The sequence below is a fragment of the Streptomyces scopuliridis genome (assembly GCF_042790125.1).
GTDB classification, from domain to species: Bacteria; Actinomycetota; Actinomycetes; order Streptomycetales; family Streptomycetaceae; genus Streptomyces; species Streptomyces scopuliridis_A.
In genome coordinates this window covers 202,351-220,056 of sequence record NZ_JBHTZS010000009.1, presented here as the reverse complement: position 1 = coordinate 220,056, position 17,706 = coordinate 202,351, and the positions used below count along the sequence as shown (strand labels likewise).

General features: G+C 70.2%; 16 protein-coding genes and 1 tRNA gene. 7 read left to right on the top strand and 10 right to left on the bottom strand.

Annotated features, from left to right (window positions below; all coding sequences use genetic code 11):
- Window positions 1–71: 71 nt before the first annotated feature.
- Window positions 72–1,007, bottom strand: a complete 936-nt coding sequence (locus ACFRKB_RS16995; protein ID WP_383106608.1) for a Cof-type HAD-IIB family hydrolase — start codon at window positions 1,005–1,007, stop codon at window positions 72–74.
- Window positions 1,008–1,136: 129 nt separating this feature from the next.
- On the opposite strand from ACFRKB_RS16995, the gene ACFRKB_RS16990 reads away from it, so the two are divergent.
- The gene (locus ACFRKB_RS16990) at window positions 1,137–2,036 is read left to right on the top strand and encodes an LLM class flavin-dependent oxidoreductase (protein WP_383106607.1); all 900 of its coding nucleotides are present in this window, start codon (window positions 1,137–1,139) and stop codon (window positions 2,034–2,036) included.
- 95 nt (window positions 2,037–2,131) lie between these two features.
- Here ACFRKB_RS16990 and ACFRKB_RS16985 read toward each other — a convergent pair whose 3' ends face one another.
- The 5 genes from ACFRKB_RS16985 to ACFRKB_RS16965 all read right to left on the bottom strand — a co-directional run bounded on the left by ACFRKB_RS16985 (window position 2,132) and on the right by ACFRKB_RS16965 (window position 7,338).
- Window positions 2,132–2,686 carry an RNA 2'-phosphotransferase gene (locus ACFRKB_RS16985; protein ID WP_383106606.1) on the bottom strand — a complete coding sequence of 185 codons (555 nt, stop codon included), beginning with the start codon at window positions 2,684–2,686 and terminating at the stop codon, window positions 2,132–2,134.
- Between the two features lie 131 nt (window positions 2,687–2,817).
- Window positions 2,818–3,774: a MerR family transcriptional regulator gene (locus tag ACFRKB_RS16980; RefSeq protein WP_383106605.1), complete on the bottom strand. Its 957-nt coding sequence runs from the start codon at window positions 3,772–3,774 to the stop codon at window positions 2,818–2,820.
- A gap of 2 nt (window positions 3,775–3,776) precedes the next feature.
- Window positions 3,777–4,700: a metal-dependent hydrolase gene (locus tag ACFRKB_RS16975; RefSeq protein ID WP_383106603.1), complete on the bottom strand. Its 924-nt coding sequence runs from the start codon at window positions 4,698–4,700 to the stop codon at window positions 3,777–3,779.
- Entirely contained in the window at window positions 4,697–6,460 is a 1,764-nt protein-coding gene (locus ACFRKB_RS16970; protein ID WP_383106708.1) for an SDR family oxidoreductase, read from the bottom strand. The genes ACFRKB_RS16975 and ACFRKB_RS16970 overlap by 4 nt, the downstream gene beginning before the upstream one ends.
- A 32-nt stretch (window positions 6,461–6,492) precedes the next feature.
- The gene (locus ACFRKB_RS16965) at window positions 6,493–7,338 is read right to left on the bottom strand and encodes a M24 family metallopeptidase (protein WP_383106602.1); all 846 of its coding nucleotides are present in this window, start codon (window positions 7,336–7,338) and stop codon (window positions 6,493–6,495) included.
- 218 nt (window positions 7,339–7,556) lie between these two features.
- Between ACFRKB_RS16965 and ACFRKB_RS16960 the strand changes: the two genes are divergently transcribed.
- The 6 genes from ACFRKB_RS16960 (at window position 7,557) to ACFRKB_RS16935 (ending at window position 12,531) form a co-directional block, all read left to right on the top strand.
- Window positions 7,557–8,573, top strand: coding sequence for an ABC transporter ATP-binding protein (locus ACFRKB_RS16960; protein ID WP_383106706.1), 1,017 nt, complete (start codon window positions 7,557–7,559; stop codon window positions 8,571–8,573).
- The gene (locus tag ACFRKB_RS16955; protein WP_383106601.1) at window positions 8,563–9,474 is read left to right on the top strand and encodes an ABC transporter permease; all 912 of its coding nucleotides are present in this window, start codon (window positions 8,563–8,565) and stop codon (window positions 9,472–9,474) included. Before ACFRKB_RS16960 ends, ACFRKB_RS16955 begins: the two co-directional genes overlap by 11 nt.
- Window positions 9,471–10,382, top strand: coding sequence for an ABC transporter ATP-binding protein (locus ACFRKB_RS16950; RefSeq protein WP_365976813.1), 912 nt, complete (start codon window positions 9,471–9,473; stop codon window positions 10,380–10,382). Before ACFRKB_RS16955 ends, ACFRKB_RS16950 begins: the two co-directional genes overlap by 4 nt.
- 25 nt (window positions 10,383–10,407) lie before the next feature.
- Window positions 10,408–11,127: an ABC transporter permease gene (locus tag ACFRKB_RS16945; RefSeq protein ID WP_383106600.1), complete on the top strand. Its 720-nt coding sequence runs from the start codon at window positions 10,408–10,410 to the stop codon at window positions 11,125–11,127.
- Window positions 11,128–11,453: 326 nt separating this feature from the next.
- Window positions 11,454–12,146 (top strand): hypothetical protein, encoded by a 693-nt coding sequence (locus ACFRKB_RS16940; protein ID WP_383106599.1) that lies wholly within the window; start codon window positions 11,454–11,456, stop codon window positions 12,144–12,146.
- Between the two features lie 290 nt (window positions 12,147–12,436).
- Window positions 12,437–12,531 (top strand) — tRNA-OTHER (locus ACFRKB_RS16935).
- A gap of 85 nt (window positions 12,532–12,616) precedes the next feature.
- Here the strand turns inward: ACFRKB_RS16935 and ACFRKB_RS16930 are convergent.
- The 4 genes from ACFRKB_RS16930 to efeB form a co-directional block, all read right to left on the bottom strand.
- The gene (locus tag ACFRKB_RS16930; protein ID WP_383106598.1) at window positions 12,617–13,483 is read right to left on the bottom strand and encodes an HAD family hydrolase; all 867 of its coding nucleotides are present in this window, start codon (window positions 13,481–13,483) and stop codon (window positions 12,617–12,619) included.
- Window positions 13,480–14,757 (bottom strand): serine--tRNA ligase, encoded by a 1,278-nt coding sequence (gene serS / locus ACFRKB_RS16925; RefSeq protein ID WP_383106596.1) that lies wholly within the window; start codon window positions 14,755–14,757, stop codon window positions 13,480–13,482. Before serS ends, ACFRKB_RS16930 begins: the two co-directional genes overlap by 4 nt.
- Before the next feature lie 646 nt (window positions 14,758–15,403).
- Entirely contained in the window at window positions 15,404–16,339 is a 936-nt protein-coding gene (pheA, locus tag ACFRKB_RS16920) for a prephenate dehydratase (RefSeq protein ID WP_383106595.1), read from the bottom strand.
- Between the two features lie 72 nt (window positions 16,340–16,411).
- Window positions 16,412–17,671, bottom strand: a complete 1,260-nt coding sequence (gene efeB, locus ACFRKB_RS16915) for an iron uptake transporter deferrochelatase/peroxidase subunit (protein WP_383106705.1) — start codon at window positions 17,669–17,671, stop codon at window positions 16,412–16,414.
- Window positions 17,672–17,706: the final 35 nt, after the last annotated feature.

The following is a 17,706-nucleotide window of genomic DNA, read 5'->3' as shown; positions in this document are numbered from 1 at the left end:
CCGCCGCTCGTGGGTCTGCCCGCGTGGCGCCCGCTGTCTGCGTGACGCCCGGCTGCGTGGGGCCCGTTCGCTCAGTGCCCGTCCGCTCGGCGGCGGGCCACGAGCTGCTCGATGACGATCGCGACGCCGTCCTCGTTGTTGGTGACCGTACGTCCGGAGGCGGCGGCCAGTACGTCCGGATGGGCGTTGGCCATCGCGTACGACGTCCCGGCCCAGGTCAGCATCTCCAGATCGTTCGGCATGTCGCCGAAGGCGACGACCTCGTCGGACGAGATGCCGCGCTGGGCGCAGCAGAGCGCGAGCGTGCTGGCCTTGCTGACCCCCGGGCCGCTGACCTCAAGGAGCGCGCTCGGGCTGGAGCGGGTGATGGTGGCGCGGTCGCCCACCGCCGTACGGGCCACGGTGAGGAAGCCGTCGGGCGTCAGGTCGGGGTGGTGGGCGAGCAGCTTCACGACGGGCGCGGTGGACTCGTCCTCCGCCTGCTGACCCTGCTCCTGTCCCTGTCCCTGTACCTGCTCCTGCCCCTGTACCTGTACCTGGAGGAGCTTCTCCGCGGTGGCGACGGTGGCGCCCGGATCCTGGTGGAAGGGCGGATACGCCGGCTCGTAGTGGATGCCGGTGGTCAGCTCGACGGCGAAGGTCGTGCCGGGCGCGGCGTCGCGCAGCGCCTGGACGACGGCCAGGGCGGTGTCGCGCTCCAGGGGGCGGACCTGCAGCAGCTTTCCGCCGGCGTGCAGATCGACGACCGCGGCGCCGTTGGCACAGATCGCCATCCCGTGGCCGTGCACATGCTCGCTGACGACATCCATCCAGCGGGCCGGGCGGCCGGTGACGAAGAAGACCTCGATGCCGGCCTGCTCGGCGGCGGCGAGCGCGGCGATCGTACGGTCGGAGACGTACTTCTCGTCGTGCAGCAGGGTGCCGTCGAGATCGGTGGCGATCAGCCGGGGTCTGGCGGGGAGCGGGGAGTCGTCGGGCGCGGGCGCGGGTCCATTGGGCGGGGTCACGCGTCCATTCTCCCGTACGGATACGCACGGGCGTGCGGAGGGGCGCACATCTGAGTGGGCCGAGGGGCAGTATCTCGGCTCCATGCCCGGCCGGACGTGCGCTGTGGACCCACCCGTATCGTCAGGGGCATGCGTCTGAGTACCGTGATCCTGCCCGTCCGCCCCTGGCGCGACGGAGGCCGTGACGAATGGTTGCGAGCCGAGCGGCTCGGTTTCCATACCGCGTACACCTACGATCATCTGTCCTGGCGGACCTTCCGCGACGGGCCCTGGTTCGGGGCGGTGCCGACCCTCACCGCGGCTGCCGCCGTCACCGAGCGGCTCCGGCTGGGCACCCTCGTCACGTCGCCGAACTTCAGGCATCCGGTGACGCTCGCCAAGGACCTGATCTCGCTGGACGATGTCTCGGACGGCCGGATCACCCTCGGGATCGGAGCGGGCGGCACCGGCTTCGACGCCACGGTGCTGGGGCAGGAGCCCTGGACGCCGAAGGAGCGGGCCGACCGCTTCGCCGAGTTCGTGCCGCTGCTGGACCGGCTGCTGTCCGAGGACTCCGTGACGTACGAAGGGACCTACTACTCGGCGGTCGAGGCGCGTGACATCCCGGGGTGTGTGCAGCGGCCCCGGCTGCCCTTCGCGGTGGCGGCCACCGGGCCGCGCGGGCTGAAGCTTGCCGCCCGACACGGTCAGGCGTGGGTGACGACGGGGGATCCGAAGCTGTTCGAGACGGGTACGCCGGAGCAGTCGCGTGCCGCCATCAGCGGGCAGATCGACCGGCTGGGCAACGCCTGCGCGGAGATCGGGCGGGAAGTGTCCGAGGTGGAGAAGATCCTGCTCACCGGCTTCACCCCGGACCGCGACGGGCCGATGAAGTCGCTCGACGCGTTCGTGGACTTCGCGGGCAGGCACTTCGAGCTGGGCATCACCGAGATAGCGGTGCACGCCCCCATTCCGGACTCGGAATTCGCCGCCGACCAGCGCGTCTACGAGCGGATCGCCACCGAGGCGCCGGCCCAGCTCGGACGGTAGCGCCCCGACCGGGGGCTGGCCGGTGGCCGGTCGTCGGACGTCTGCCGTCGGATGTCTGCCGTCGGGCGCTCGCCTCGGTGGGCAGCCGTCGGCCGTCAGCCGGGGAAGCGCAGGTACCGCGGCGGAACGGAGTCGGTGAGCCAGACGCCATTGGCGCTGACGAAGAACACCAGCCCGTCGCGGTGCATCGCTCCCGCGTCCACCGGCAGGACGACGGGCCGGCCGCGGCGCGCACCCACCCGCGTCGCGGTCTCGCGGTCGGGCGAGAGATGGACGTGGTGGCGGTCCATGGGACGCAGCCCCTCGGCCCGGATCGCGTCCAGGTTGCGGGCGACCGTGCCGTGGTAGAGGTACGCGGGCGGTGGTGCCGGGGCCAGCTCCAGGTCGACGGTGACGGTGTGGCCCTGGTTGGCGCGGATCCGGTCGCCCTCGATCGTGAAGCGCCGCTTGTCGTTGACGGCGACCACATGGTCGAGTTCGGCACGGCTCAGCGGGAAGCCATGCGCGGCGGCGGCGGTCATCAGCTCGTCGACCGGCACCCAGCCGTTCGCGTCGAGGGCGAGGCCGATCCGCTCGGGCTGGTGGCGCAGATGTTTGGCGAGGTACTTCGACACCTTCACGATGCGCCGCTCATCGGATACTCCGGTCATCGCAACAGCGTGACCGGTGGTGTTCTCCCGCGCCACTGATTTGAAAAGCTGACGGTCCATAGGTTTGATCCACAGTCAACTCGGTTTATCCACAGGCTATTTGGCGAATCTGTGGACAACTGGCTAGCGGTTTACCCTATTTGGTTGATTTGACTGCTGTGTCTGTGGGTTGAGGCGAGGTCGTCCAAGGTCCTTGCCTGGACCTCGCGTTCCGTGGCCGCGGCGACGAAGGCCGTCACCCTCTCCCGGCCAACCAGGTTTTCCACAGCCTGGATCGTGTCGGCGGGCAGAGCCACGGACCGGGTCCCCGACTCCTCCGAGGGCGGGGTGTCCACCGCCAGGTGCCGCTGGAGGTGACGAGTGGCGAACAGCCTCATCGCACGGGCCAGTTCGGCATCGACCGACTGCTGCGCCAGCGGCCGCATCCGGCGCACCAGCGCCGCGGCCTCCGCCGCCTCCGCGTCCGTCGGCGGCCGGTGACCGAGATAGCGGGCGAAGACATGCTCAGTGGTGAACTCCAGGAAACGGGACGCGATGTGCTCGACCTGGCCGCGAAGCTCCCGCAGATGTCCGGAGGTTGCCGTCAGCGGCACCCCTGCCGCGTGCAACTCCGCCGCCACGGCCAGCTCCTGAGGGCTGGGGACGAGAAAGGCGTCGTCCCTGCCCGGGATTCGCTCCAGTACGCCCAGCTCCAGGGCTTCCTCGACGGCGGCGTCATCGCGTGCGCCGCCGAACCATTCGTCCAGCTCCTCGCGGGAGATTCTGGCCGCCTCCTCGTCGGTCCACGGTCCGTGCACCTCGGCGGCCAGCCCGAGCACCCCGCCCAGCCCGCGCCCGGCGTCCCATGCCTCCAGCAACTCCTTGATGGAGGCCAGGGTGTAGCCCCGGTCGAGCAGACCGGCGATCTGCCGCAGCCGGACGAGATGGGTGCCGTCGTACACATTGGCCCGGCCGCGCCGCTCCGGTCTGGGCAGCAGTCCGCGGTCCTGGTAGGCGCGGATCGTACGGACCGTGGCGCCGCTCGCCTGCGCGAGACCCTCGATCCGGTACTCGGCGCCGGGCGCGGACCCCGGAACGGACCCGGACACGCTCACTCCCCTCGTCCCAGGGCCGCGCGGCCCACCGCCCCGGCCGCCGCACGCGCCGCAGACGAGGTCGCGAGATAGTCGACCGCCCTGCGCAACGAGCCCTCCTGGGAGGGATGGTACGAGCGCCGGAAGTAGCGGGGTATCGCCGAGCCGAGCTCCCGCCAGGTGGGCAGCAGCCCTTTGCCGGCCGCCTTGTTGTGCTCGCGCAGCGAGTAGCGCCGCCGGCCCGCGAGCTGGGGGTCGTGCCGGATCAGATACGCGGCGCCCCAGGCCCACAGCCACAGCAGTACGGGCGCGGTGACGCACATCGTCCCGATCCGCCGGGCATACCGCGCCGGATCGGAGCCGCCGCAGTGCTGGTACATGTCGAACGCCACCGCACGGTGCTCGACCTCCTCCGCGCCGTGCCACCGCAGCAGATCGAGCATGACCGCGTCGGCGCCCGCGTGGTCCAGCTCCCGCGCGCGCAGCACCCAGTCGCCAAGGACCGCCGTGAACTGCTCGATCGCCGCGATGAACGCCAGCCGGTAGAGGAGCCACTTCCCGGCCGGGAAGGGTATTCCCCAGGGCGGCTCCTCGCCGAGCAGCCGCTCGAAGAGGAAGTCCACATGCCGGGTGTACGCGTCGGTGTCCAGCCGCTGCTCCGCCAGGTGGTCCAGGACAGAGGAGTGCTGCACGCTGTGCGTGGCCTCCTGCCCCATGAACCCCTTGACGTCCTGGAGCAGCCGCGTGTCGGTGACCAGCGGAAGGCCCTCCTTGAAAACCTTCACGAACCATCGCTCACCCGCGGGAAGCAGCAGATGCAGCACATTGATGACATGCGTGGCGGTGGGCTCGTCCGGTATCCAGTGCAGAGGGGTCTCGCGCCAGTCGAACGAGACCCGGCGCGGCACGATGGGCTGCCGCCCGTCCCCCTCGGCGCTCACAGCGGCGGCTCCACCCGTGCGAGGGCGCGCAGCGCGCCCGGCGCGAACCGGGACAGCAGCCGGGCCCCGCGGGCCTCCGGAGTGACCGGCACCACGGCCTGGTTGCGTACGACGGCGCGCAGTACGGCGTCGGCGACCTTCTCGGGCGGGTAGTTGCGCAGCCCGTACAGCCGGGACGTCTTCTTCCTGCGCCGCTCCTCCTCCTCGGCGGAGACACCTGTGAAGCGCGCCGTGGAGGTGGTGCCGGTGTTGACGAAGCCGGGGCAGATCGCGGAGACCCCGATGCCCTGACCGGCCAGTTCGGCCCGGAGACACTCGCTGAGCATCAGCACCGCCGCTTTGGACGTGCTGTACGCGGGCAGCGCCTTCGAGGGCTGATACGCGGCGGCGGACGCGGTGTTGACGATATGACCTCCCTGCCCTCGCTCGGCCATCTGCTTGCCGAAGAGCCGGCAGCCATGGATGACGCCCCACAGATTGACGTCCAGGACCTTCTTCCAGTCCTCGGCGGTGGTGTCGAGGAACGCTCCCGACAGCCCTATCCCCGCGTTGTTGACCAGCACATCGACGATGCCGTACTCCGTGGCGACCTTCTCGGCGAGCCTCTCCATCGCCTGCCCGTCGCCGACGTCGGCCGGCTCGGCCCAGGCGTCCGGGGCGCCGATCAGCCGGGCCAGCTCCGCGGTCCTGGCCGCCCCTTCCGCGTCCCGGTCGACCGCGACGACCCGCGCGCCCGCCTCGGCGAACGCGAAGGCGGTGGCCCGGCCGATGCCGCTTGCCGCGCCGGTGACGAGCACCAGCTGTCCGCCGAAGCGCTCCGCGTACGGCCCGCTCGGCGCCGCGCCGCGGTCCGGGAGCCCGCCGTCCTCGTGGGCCATGACGAAGTCACCGATCCAGGAGGCCAGTTGGTCGGGGCGGGTGCGGGGCACCCAGTGCTTGGCGGGCAGCGTGCGCCGTACCAGCTGCGGAGCCCACTGCTCCAGATCGTCGTAGAGCCGTTCCGACAGGTAGGCGTCGCCGGTGGGCGTGATCAGCTGCACCGGGGCGTGCGCGTAGGCGTCGGTGCGCGGTCTGCGCAGCCGGGCGCGGACGTTGTCCCGGTAGAGCCACGCGCCGTGCGCCGCGTCCTGCGGCAGCGAGGACGTCGGGTACGTACCGCCGGGGATCTTCTCGACCCGCTGGAGGATCTTCGGCCACCGCTTGCCGAGCGGCCCGCGCCAGGCCAGCTCCGGCAGCACGGGCGTATGCAGCAGATAGATGTACCAGGACTTGGCGCCCTGTCCGAGGAGTTGGCCCGCCCGGCGGGGGGTGGGCCGGGCCGCCCGCTGCTTGATCCAGTGCCCCAGATGATCGAGGGAGGGGCCCGACACCGAGGTGAAGGAGGCGATCCGGCCCTCGGTCCGCGCGACCGTGACGAACTCCCAGGACTGTACGGAGCCCCAGTCGTGGCCGACCAGATGGACCGGCCGGTCCGGGCTCACCGCGTCGGCGACCGCCAGGAAGTCGTCCGTCAGCTTCTCCAGCGTGAAGCCCCCGCGCAGCGGGACCGGCGCCGTCGACCTGCCGTGGCCCCGTACGTCGTACAGCACCACATGGAAACGGCCCGCGAGCCGCCCCGCTACCTGGGACCAGACCTCCTTGCTGTCCGGATAGCCGTGCACCAGCAAGACGGTCGGCCGCGCCGGATCGCCCAACTCGGCGACGCACAGCTCGATCCCGCCCGTACGCACCCAGCGCTCCCGCGCGCCCGCCAGGCCCATGTCCGTACCACCGCTCCCGCCCGCTCCGCCGCTCATACGGCCTCCGCCCAGCGCCGCACATGCGGCAGATCGTCATCCAGCCAGAACGCGCTCTGCTCCGGGTCCCGGGAGTCGGTGACCACCAGGATCTCCTCGAACTTCGCGCCGGTACCCCGGAATCCGAGGTGGGGTTCGACCGCCCACAGCCCCGGCCGCGGCGGGTGATCGGAGAATCTGTACGGGCTCCACAGCGGCGACCAGCCGTCCCGGTGGCCATGCAGGGCGTCGGCCGCCAGCCCCTTGAGCGACTGGGTGCCGAAGCCGAACACATGAGGCGACCAGCGGCGCTCCTTCACCCGGTCGATCTTGTGGGCGATGACACCGAAGGGATACGCGCGATGCCGGTTCGCGTATCCCTGCCGCACCATCAGCCGGTCCACGTCCTCGTAGATCTCCCGCAGGGAACGCCGCTCGCGCACCTCCCGGAGGATCAGCTCGCGATGCGCCTCAAGATCGGCGAGGAGTCTGCCGTGCAGCCTGTTCGGCCCCAGACAGCCCGAGTAGCCGACATCGGCCGTGAAGCCGCGGTGGACCGGCGCCAGATCGAGGATGAACGGCATGCCCGCTTCCAGCCGCCGGCCGGTGGGAAAGAACTGGAGCGGTATCCGGAAGCCCGCGAACGCCGTACGGTCCCCGAACCACGCGAAGGGCAGATGGAACCAGTCGCGCACCCCACGGGCCCGGAGCCACTCGCGCTGCATGCGCGCCGCCTCGCGCTCGGTCACCCCCGGCCGCAGCCGCGCGGCGACCGCCTCCGCGCACGCGTACGCCAGGCGCTGCACCTCCCTGAACCCCCGCAGCTCCGCGGCCCGTACGTCCGTCACTGCGTCGCCTCCCACCCGTTCCCCACCCCGTTCCGTGTGCGGTACGTGTTCGTAACGTGACACTGATGAATGTGACAATGGTTGGCGGCGACGTCAAGGGGCGGGGCATTCCTGTGGATAACCTGCCGGTGGCCAGGGCCCCTACGGGTTCCCTACATCTGGAGGCTGACACGGATACAGCCGCCTGGTCTGACGCTCACCGCGGCCCGCGCCACTACCGTCGAACCGTGACTGTGATCGCGACAGAAAGCCTGAGCAAGCGGTTCCCCCGGGTGACCGCGCTTGACCGGCTCTCCTTGGACATCGGACCGGGTGTGACCGGCCTGGTGGGTGCCAACGGAGCCGGCAAGTCCACCATGATCAAGATCCTGCTGGGTCTGTCCCCCGCCACGGAAGGCCGGGCCACGGTGCTCGGGCTCGATGTCGCCACCAGCGGCGGCGCCATCCGCGAGCGCGTCGGATACATGCCCGAGCACGACTGCCTGCCGCCGGACGTCTCGGCCACCGAGTTCGTCGTCCACATGGCGCGCATGTCCGGACTTCCGCCGACCGCCGCCCGCGAGCGGACCGCCGACACGCTGCGCCATGTCGGCCTGTACGAGGAGCGCTACCGCCCCATCGGCGGCTACTCGACGGGCATGAAGCAGCGCGTCAAGCTCGCGCAGGCGCTGGTCCACGACCCCCAACTGGTCCTCCTCGACGAGCCGACCAACGGTCTCGACCCGGTCGGCCGCGACGAGATGCTGGGCCTCATCCGGCGTGTCTACACCGACTTCGGCATCTCCGTACTGGTCACCTCGCACCTCCTGGGCGAGCTCGAACGCACCTGTGACCATGTCGTCGTCATCGACGGCGGAACGCTTCTGCGCTCCAGTTCCACCAGTGACTTCACCCAGACCACCACCACCCTCGCGGTCGAGGTCACCGACACGGACGCGCACCCCGACGGCACGCGGTCCCTGCGCGAGGCCCTCACCACCGCCGGACTCACCCTCCACGCGGGCATGGAGGAAGGGCTGCCCGGCGCGGGCCACATCCTGCTGATCGAGGCCAAGGGCGAGGAGACGTACGACGTCGTCCGCGACACCGTCGCCGGGCTCGGCCTGGGACTCGTCCGGATGGAACAGCGCCGCCACCACATCGCGGAGGTCTTCCGCCCGCAACCGTCCGCCGAAACGGCCCAGCCGGGCCAGGGCGCCGGCGAGGCGGAGTACGCACTGCAGAAGGGAGGCGCCCGCGATGAGCACTGAGACCGAGACCGGTACCGGGGCAGGCGCCGGATCCACCCGGATCCACAACATCGGGTACCGCAACTACGACGGGCCACGGCTCGGCCGCGCCTACGCCCGGCGCTCCCTCTACTCGCAGTCCCTGCGCGGCGCGTACGGGCTCGGCCGCTCGGCCAAGTCCAAGGTCCTGCCGATGCTCCTCTTCGCGGTGATGTGCCTGCCCGCGGCGATCATCGTCGCGGTCGCCATCTCGACCAACCTCAAGAGCCTGCCGCTCGACTACACGCGCTACGCGATCGTCACCCAGGCCGTTATCGGCCTCTATCTCGCGGCCCAGGCCCCGCAGTCCGTCTCGCGCGATCTGCGCTTCAAGACCGTGCCGCTGTACTTCTCCCGCCCGATCGAGCGGATCGACTACGTCGTCGCCAAGTACGGGGCGATGGCCTCCGCGCTCTTCGTACTGACCGCGGCGCCGCTCGTCATCCTCTATGTGGGCTCTCTGCTGGCCAAGATGGACTTCGTCGACCAGACCAAGGGCTTCGGCCAGGGACTGGCCTCGGTCGCGCTGCTCTCGCTCCTCTTCGGCGGGATCGGCCTCGTGATGGCCGCGCTCACGCCGCGCCGCGGCTTCGGTGTCGCCGCGGTCATCGCCACCCTTACCATCTCCTACGGCGCGGTCTCCACCGTCCAGGCGATCGCCTGGCAGACGGACGCGCTCGGCGCCGTCAAGTGGCTCGGCCTCTTCTCGCCGGTCACGCTCATCGACGGCGTACAGACCGCCTTCCTGGGCGCCACCTCGGCCTTCCCCGGCGAGGCGGGTCCCTCGGCCGGCGTGGGCGTGGTCTATCTGCTGGTCGTCCTCGCGCTCGTCCTCGGCTCGTACGCCGTTCTCATGCGCCGTTACCGGAAGGTCGGGCTGTGACCACCATCAATATCGAGCACACCTCGCGCTGGTTCGGCAATGTGGTGGCCGTCAACGACGTGACGATGACGATCGGACCCGGTGTCACCGGACTGCTCGGCCCCAACGGCGCGGGCAAGTCCACCCTCATCAACATGATGGCGGGCTTCCTCGCCCCTTCCACGGGCACCGTCACGCTCGACGGGGAGCAGATCTGGCGCAACGAGTCCGTCTACCGGAAGATCGGCATCGTGCCGGAGCGGGAGTCGATGTACGACTTCCTCACCGGTCTCGACTTCGTCGTGGCAAACGCCGAACTGCACGGACTGGGCGCGAAAGCCGCCCGCGCGGCGCTCGCCACCGTCGAGATGGAGTACGCGCAGGACCGCAAGATCGCGACATACAGCAAGGGCATGCGCCAGCGCGTGAAGATGGCGTCCGCGCTGGTGCACGACCCGTCGGTGCTGCTCCTGGACGAGCCGTTCAACGGGATGGACCCGCGCCAGCGGATGCAGCTGATGGATCTGCTGCGGCGTATGGGCGCCACGGGCCGGACAGTCCTGTTCTCCTCCCATATTCTGGAGGAGGTCGAGCAACTCGCCTCACACATCGAGGTGATCGTGGCCGGCCGCCATGCCGCCTCCGGCGACTTCCGCAAGATCCGCCGCCTCATGACCGACCGGCCGCACCGCTATCTCGTACGGTCCAGCGACGACCGCGCGCTCGCCGCCGCGCTGATCGCCGACCCGTCGACGGCCGGTATCGAGGTCGATATCGCCGAGGGCGCCCTGCGCATCCAGGCGGTCGACTTCGGGCGCTTCACCGAACTGCTGCCGCGGGTCGCCCGTGAGCACTCCATCCGGCTGCTCGCGGTCTCGCCCTCGGACGAGTCCCTCGAATCGGTCTTCTCCTACCTCGTAGCGGCCTGAGCGGCCTGAAAGGAGCTGTGACGTCATGTACAACCCCACAGTCGCCCGGCTCACCTACCGGGCCCTGCTCGGCAGGCGCCGGGCCGCCATCCTCTTCATACTGCCCGCTCTGCTGATCGTCATCGCGGCGGCCGTCCGCAGCTTCAACGGAGTGGACGACCAGGTCGCGTCCGACGTGCTGGGCGGCTTCGCCCTCGCCACGATGGTGCCGCTGATCGGCGTGATCGCGGGCACGGGCGCGATCGGGCCCGAGATCGACGACGGCTCGATCGTCTATCTGCTGTCCAAGCCGGTGAAGCGGTCGACGATCATCTTCACCAAGCTGATCGTGGCGATCGCCGTGACCATGGCGTTCTCCGCGATCCCCACCTTCATCGCCGGATACATCCTGAACGGCAACGGCCAGCAGATCGCCATCGCCTATACGGTGGCGGCGCTCGTCGCCTCGATCGCCTACAGCGCGCTGTTCCTGCTGCTCGGCACGGTCAGCAGGCACGCGGTGGTCATAGGACTCGTCTACGCGCTGGTCTGGGAGGCCCTCTTCGGCAGCCTGGTCGCGGGCGCGCGCACGCTCAGCGTCCAGCAGTGGTCCCTGGCGCTCGCCCAGAAGATCGGTGACGGTACGACCATCACCTCGGACGTCGGACTGCCGCTGGCGGTGGTCCTGTTGGTGGGTGTCTCGGTGGTCGCGACCTGGTACGCGGGCCAGAAACTGCGGACGTTGACGCTCGCGGGCGAGGAGTGAGCCGAGGGCTCTCGCTCGACAGGTCTTCTGCCGCGTCCTCCGCCGTGTCCACTGCCATGACCTCCGAGGTACGCCCTCGTTACGCCGCAACCCCTGCCCGATGGGTAGGGGTTGCGGCGTAACTGTACGCTTATCGGCTCGTTGTTCGGGGTGCGTGGAGGCAACTGGGATTCGTAGCGTCGAGCCTTTGTGAAACTGGGGATTGCCGGTGCCGGATCGAAAGCCGCACCGGTCATTGAGTGAGTAGCCACCGTGAGCCGACCTCCGCCCCTGAAGCCCGGGGACAGGGCCGACCATCATCGGTTCTACAAGGGGAAGGCATTTTCATGCCACCTGAAGGTGCTCTGCTCGAATCGCGCACGATGCGCGACAGCGTCGTGGGGCGGGTCGAGACGCTCGACAAGGTCAAGGCGCTCCAACTGCTGCACGACGGCGTGCACATCGCGACGGAGGGCGTCGCGCGCTACTTCGAAGTATCCACAGACGTCATCAGGCAGTTGACCGCGAGGCATCGCGCGGAGCTGTCCGAGAACGGTATGCAGGTACTGCGAGGCCCTGACCTGCGGGAATATCAGAGTGACACGATGTCACTCTCATCCGAGGGTGAGAGGAGTTATCCACAGAGGCGTTCCAGCCTCACGCTCTACACCCGTCGCGCCGTCCTCAACATCGCGATGCTTCTCCGCGACAGCGACATCGCGCGGTGCGTCCGAACGTACCTCCTCGACGCCGAGGACGATCTGCGGAAGGGCTATGTGGACCTCGACCGGCGGGTCACCGACGTCGAGGCGTGCCTCGGTGGGGTCGGGGTCGCGCTGCGGGAGTTGGGGCCGGTCCTGAACCGGATGTCGTACCGGCTCGACAGCCTGGACCGGCGGCTCGACGCCACCAACCGGGTTGTCGCCGCCATCAGCAACCGGCTGTGCGAGATGTCCGCGGACATCCACAGCGTCGACGCCAGAGTGGACGACGTCGTCCATCAGTTGAGGGATCTGCGTCGCGGGTGTAAGCGCCGCTGATCCTCTTCGGCCGGCCCGCGTCCGCCCAACGGACATCCCAGGGGCGGACGCGGGCCGTGCCGCGGAAATTCGGTGGCGCCGAACCGCCCGGCCGGTCAGAGTAGTTGTGTCAGTACACACAGAGACCGGGAGCGGAACGCGGCGATGACCGGGAGGCCGAGTCCGTCGAGTTCCCAGCGGGGCAGCACCGCGTAGGCACCGGAGTGGACATCACCACTCCGCGCTGCCGCCGGCGCGCTGCCCAGGGGCGGCCGCTTCGAGCGCGCATCCGCGCGGGCCGCCCCTCCCCCGGAGGATTGGCCGAGTGGCAAGGCAACGGCTTGCGACAGGCTCCAAGCCGCGGTCGGGTGTACAGCCCGCGCGCGTTCGATCCGCGCATCCTCCGCCGATGTCCCCGTCCCCCGTCCCCCGTCCCCCCCGTCGCCGTCCCCGTCACCGACCCACCGGATCGGCAGGCCCAGGGGCCTGGATCAAGTCAGGCTCTGGGCCAGCAGTTTCTCCAGCACCAGCGCGATGCCGTCGTCCTCGTTCGACGCCGTGACCTCGTCCGCCACGGCCTTCAACTCGTTGTGCGCGTTAGACATCGCCACGCCGTGCCGCGCCCAGCCGAACATCGGGATGTCGTTCGGCATGTCGCCGAAGGCGATCGTGTCCGCCGCCTTGACGCCCAGCCGGCGCGCCGCGAGCGAGAGTCCGGTGGCCTTGCTCAGGCCCAGTGGGAGGATCTCCACGACCCCGGCGCCCGCCATCACCACATCCACCAGACCGCCGACCGTCGCCCGCGCGGCCTGCGCCAGCGCGTCGTCGTCCAGCTCCGGATGCTGGATGTAGACCTTGTTGAGCGGCGCCGACCACAGCTCTGCCCGGTCGTCGACCAGCACGGTCGGCAGCGGGCCTTCCTGGAGCCGGTACCCGGGGCCGACCAGCACATCGCCGTCGAGTCCGTCGCGGCTCACAGCCAGCGCGAGCGGGCCGACCTCCCCCTCGATCTTGGCCAGCGCCAGCCCGGCCAGTTGGCGGTCCAGCGTCAGCGACGTCAGCAGCCTGTGCTCTCCGGCGTGATAGACCTGCGCACCCTGGCCGCACACCGCGAGACCCTCGTAGCCGAGGTCGTCCAGTATGTGCCGGGTCCAGGGCACGGCACGTCCGGTGACGATGATGTGCGCGGCGCCCGCCGCGGTGACGGCGGCGAGCGCCTCGCGCGTACGCCCGGAGACCGTGCCGTCCTCACGCAGCAGCGTGCCGTCCAGATCGGTCGCGACCAGCCTGTACGGGAACGACGGCGCCGAGGAGAGCGCGGAGGACGGCGCGGGCGCCGCCGAGGGGTCCGTGCTCACTTGGCGATCGGTTCCAGTACCTCACGGCCGCCCAGATACGGGCGGAGCACCTCGGGCACCCACACCGAGCCGTCCGGCTGCTGGTGGTTCTCCAGAAGCGCCACGATCGTGCGCGGAACGGCGCACAGCGTGCCGTTCAGCGTCGCCAGCGGCTTGACCTGCTTCCCGTCCCGCATCCGGACGGCGAGCCGACGGGCCTGGAAACCGTCGCAGTTGGACGCGGAGGTCAGCTCGCGGTACTTGCCCTGGGTCGGGATCCACGCCTCGCAGTCGAACTTGCGCGAGGCCGAGGCGCCCAGATCGCCCGTGGCCACGTCGATCACCTGGAAGGGCAGCCCGAGGCCGGTCAGCCACTGCTTCTCCCAGTCCAGCAGCCGCTGGTGCTCGGACTGTGCCTCGGCCGGGTCGACGTACGAGAACATCTCGACCTTGTCGAACTGGTGGACCCGGAAGATGCCACGGGTGTCCTTGCCGTACGTCCCGGCCTCGCGGCGGAAGCACGGCGAGAAGCCCGCGTACCGGAGGGGCAGCTTGTCGGCCTCGATGATCTCGTCCATGTGGTACGCGGCGAGCGGCACCTCTGACGTACCGACCAGGTAGTAGTCGTCCTTCTCCAGGTGGTACACGTTCTCCGCGGCCTGGCCGAGGAAACCCGTGCCCTCCATGGCGCGCGGGCGGACCAGCGCGGGCGTGAGCATCGGGATGAAACCGGCCTCGGTGGCCTGCGCGATCGCCGCGTTGACGAGGGCGAGTTCCAGCAGCGCGCCGACACCCGTCAGATAGTAGAAGCGCGAGCCGGACACCTTGGCGCCCCGCTCGACGTCGATGGCGCCCAGCGCCTCGCCGAGCTCCAGATGGTCCTTGGGCTCGAAGCCCTCCGCCGCGAAGTCACGGATCGTGCCGTGCGTCTCCAGGACGACGAAGTCCTCCTCGCCGCCCACCGGGACGTCGGGGTGGATGATGTTGCCGATCTGGAGGAGCAGCCGCTTGGCGTCCTCGTCGGCTTCGTGCTGCTCGGCGTCGGCGGCCTTGACGTCCGCCTTCAGCTGCTCCGCCTTCCTGAGCAGCTCCGCCTTCTCCTCCGGGGACGCCTTGGGGATCAGCTTGCCGAGCGACTTCTGCTCGGAGCGCAGCTCATCGAAGCGCAGGCCGGACGACCGGCGCCGCTCGTCGGCGGAGAGCAGGGCGTCGACGAGCGCGACGTCCTCTCCACGGGCGCGCTGGGAGGCGCGAACACGGTCGGGGTCCTCACGGAGCAGGCGAAGGTCAATCACCCCACCAGGCTACCGGTGCGCACTGACACCGCCCCACTCGATATCGACAGGCGCGCCCCTTTGTCCTAATTGCCGGAATTGGTAAACCTGTCGGGAAAACCCTCACCGGTTGCCCGGTGTTCGTCAATAAAGGGGGCGCAATTCCCCGGAACGAGGCATTCCGGCGTCGCCGCCTTGACTCACTTTCCTTGTGGGGCACGGGACTTGAGCCGGTCGGGGGCGTGCGTTGTCCACAGAAATGCACAGGGTTCCGGGGTTATCCACAGGCTGTGTGGGAGATCTGTGGATCGCTGAAGCGGTCGTCTCGAAAGCCGGGGCCGGTCTGGGGAATTCTCTTCTCAAACCCGCTTTACGCGCTCATCCGGGTGGGAATTGCTCGCTCTAACGAGTTGATCACGGGAATTGAGGTGACGTGGGGCCCCTTGGTGCCCTGTGGATGGGCGGGGGGCGACGGGAGCGATTTGTCGACTGTGCAGGTCCGCGTTGTCGACTTGTCCCCAGGGCGAGGGGTGAGCCTGTGGATAACTCGGCGGTGCATCCACAGGTTCCCGGAGCTCGGACAGGGCCGGACGGGGCGTATCGGGGCCGTACGGGCGCGTACTGAGGCCGGGCGGGACCGGAGCGGGCTCCGCAGCCGGCTCGGTCCTCAGGCGCGGCCGTCCTGGCTGCGCGCCAGCCAGTCCGACGCCTCGATGAACGCCATGTCCGAGGTCCCGGGCCGCAGCGGCCGTACATCGGCCGGGGACATCCCCGCCCGCGGGTACGAGCCCAGGAACCGCACCTTGGGGCAGATCCGCTTCAGCCCCATCAGCGCCTCACCCACTCGCCGGTCCGAGATATGACCCTCGGCGTCCACCGCGAAGCAGTAATTGCCGATCCCCGCGCCCGTCGGACGCGACTGGATCAGCATCAGGTTGACCCCGCGCACCGCGAACTCCTGGAGCAGTTCGAGCAGCGCGCCCGGGTGGTCGTCGCCCAGCCAGATGACCACCGACGTCTTGTCCGCACCGGTCGGCGCCGCGGGGCGCGCGGGCCGGCCCACCAGGACGAAGCGTGTCTCCGCGTTCTCCGCGTCATGGATCTCGGTGACCAGGGGCTCAAGGCCGTACGTCGCCGCCGCGAACTCACCCGCGAAGGCCGCGTCGAACCGGCCCTCCTGCACCAGCCGCGCCCCGTCCGCGTTCGACGCGGCCGATTCCCACAGCGCGTCCGGCAGATGGCTCCGCAGCCAGTTGCGTACCTGCGGCTGGGCGACGGGATGACCGGTCACCGTCTTCACATCCGACAGCCGCATCCCCGGCCGTACGAGCAGGGCGAAGGCGATCGGCAGCAGCACCTCGCGGTAGATCATCAGCGGCTCGCCGGAGGCGAGCTCGTCCAGGGTGGCGGTGACCCCGCCCTCCACCGAGTTCTCGATCGGAACGAGAGCCGCCGCGGCCTCCCCGTTCCGTACGGCATCGAGGGCCGCCGGTACGGACACCATGGGGACGAGTTCCCGCGTGGCGGATTCCGGGAGCGTACGGAGGGCCGCTTCCGTGAAGGTGCCCTCGGGGCCGAGATACGTGTAGCGCGTGGCCGACATACGGTCACCCTAGTAGGCCGACGGGTCTCATGGATCCTGCCTCGTAAACCCCGAGGTGGGGGGCGTGCGGACTCAGGACTCCAGGAGCCGCTGACCCACGTACTCCCCCTCCCGCGCGCCCCCGGGCACCGCGAAGAGACCGCTCGCCTCGTGCCGGATGAACGCCGAGAGCGCGTCCCCCCGGTCGAGCTTGCGCTGTACGGGTACGAACCCCTTGAGCGGATCGGCCTGCCAGCAGACGAAGAGCAGCCCCGCGTCCGGCGTTCCGTCCGGCCCGATCCCGTCGTGGAACGAGAAGGGACGGCGCAGCATCGCGGCCCCGCCGTTGGCCTCCGGCGTCGAGATCCGGGCGTGCGCGTTGCCGGGGATGACGGGCTTGCCGTCCGGTCCCATCCGGTCCAGGTCCGGATCGGTCGTCTCCGTACCGCCCGTGAGCGGGGCGCCATCGGACTTGCGCCGGCCGATGACCTGCTCCTGTTTGGTGAGCGCGAGTTTCTCCCAGTCGTCCAGGAGCATGCGGATACGCCGTACGACCGCGTAGGAGCCGCCCGCCATCCAGGACGGGGTGCCGGCCGCCGGCGTCGCCGGGACGAAGATCCGCCGGTCGAAGTCCGGCTCCGATGGCTTGGGGTTGCCGGTGCCGTCTATCTGGCCCATCAGATTCCGGCTGGTCATGGGGTGGGGGGTGGCGCCGGGAGTGCGGTTGAAGCCGTTCATCTGCCAGCGCACCCGGGCCGCCGCGCCCGCGTCCTTCTGGAGCGCCCGCAGGGCGTGGAAGGCGACGAGCGCGTCGTTGGAGCCGATCTGGATCCAGAGGTCGCCGTTGCTGCGTCCGGCGTCGAGATGGTCGGAGGAGAAGGCGGGCAGCGGATCCAGGGCGGCCGGGCGCCGGGCGGCCAGGCCCGTACGGTCGAAGAAGGTACGGCCGAATCCGAAGGTCACGGTGAGGGAGGAAGGCCCCGCGTCCAGGGCGATACCGGTGTCGTGGCCGCCGTCCGTTCCCGCCCCTCCTGACGCGCCGCCCCCGGCCGGTTCACCGGCCATCAGTGTCCGTGCCGTGGCCGACCAGCGGCGCAGCAGCGCGGCGGCTTCCTTCCGTCCCGCGCCCGGGGCCAGGTCGAAGGCGATCAGATGGCCACGGGCGTGCAGGGGGGTGGTGATGCCGGGCTGGTGCGCGCCGTGGAAGGGGACCGAGTCCGTGCCGACGCTGGTCAGCGCGGTCGCGGGCGCGGGGCGGCTCGCCGCGTACGCGCCGGCTCCGCCCGCCGCTCCGAGCGCGAGCCCGGTGGCGCCGGCGGCGCCCGCGGTGCCGAGCAGCCGCCGCCTGGAGATACCTGCGGGCGGGGCGTGCCCGCCTCCGTCGCCGT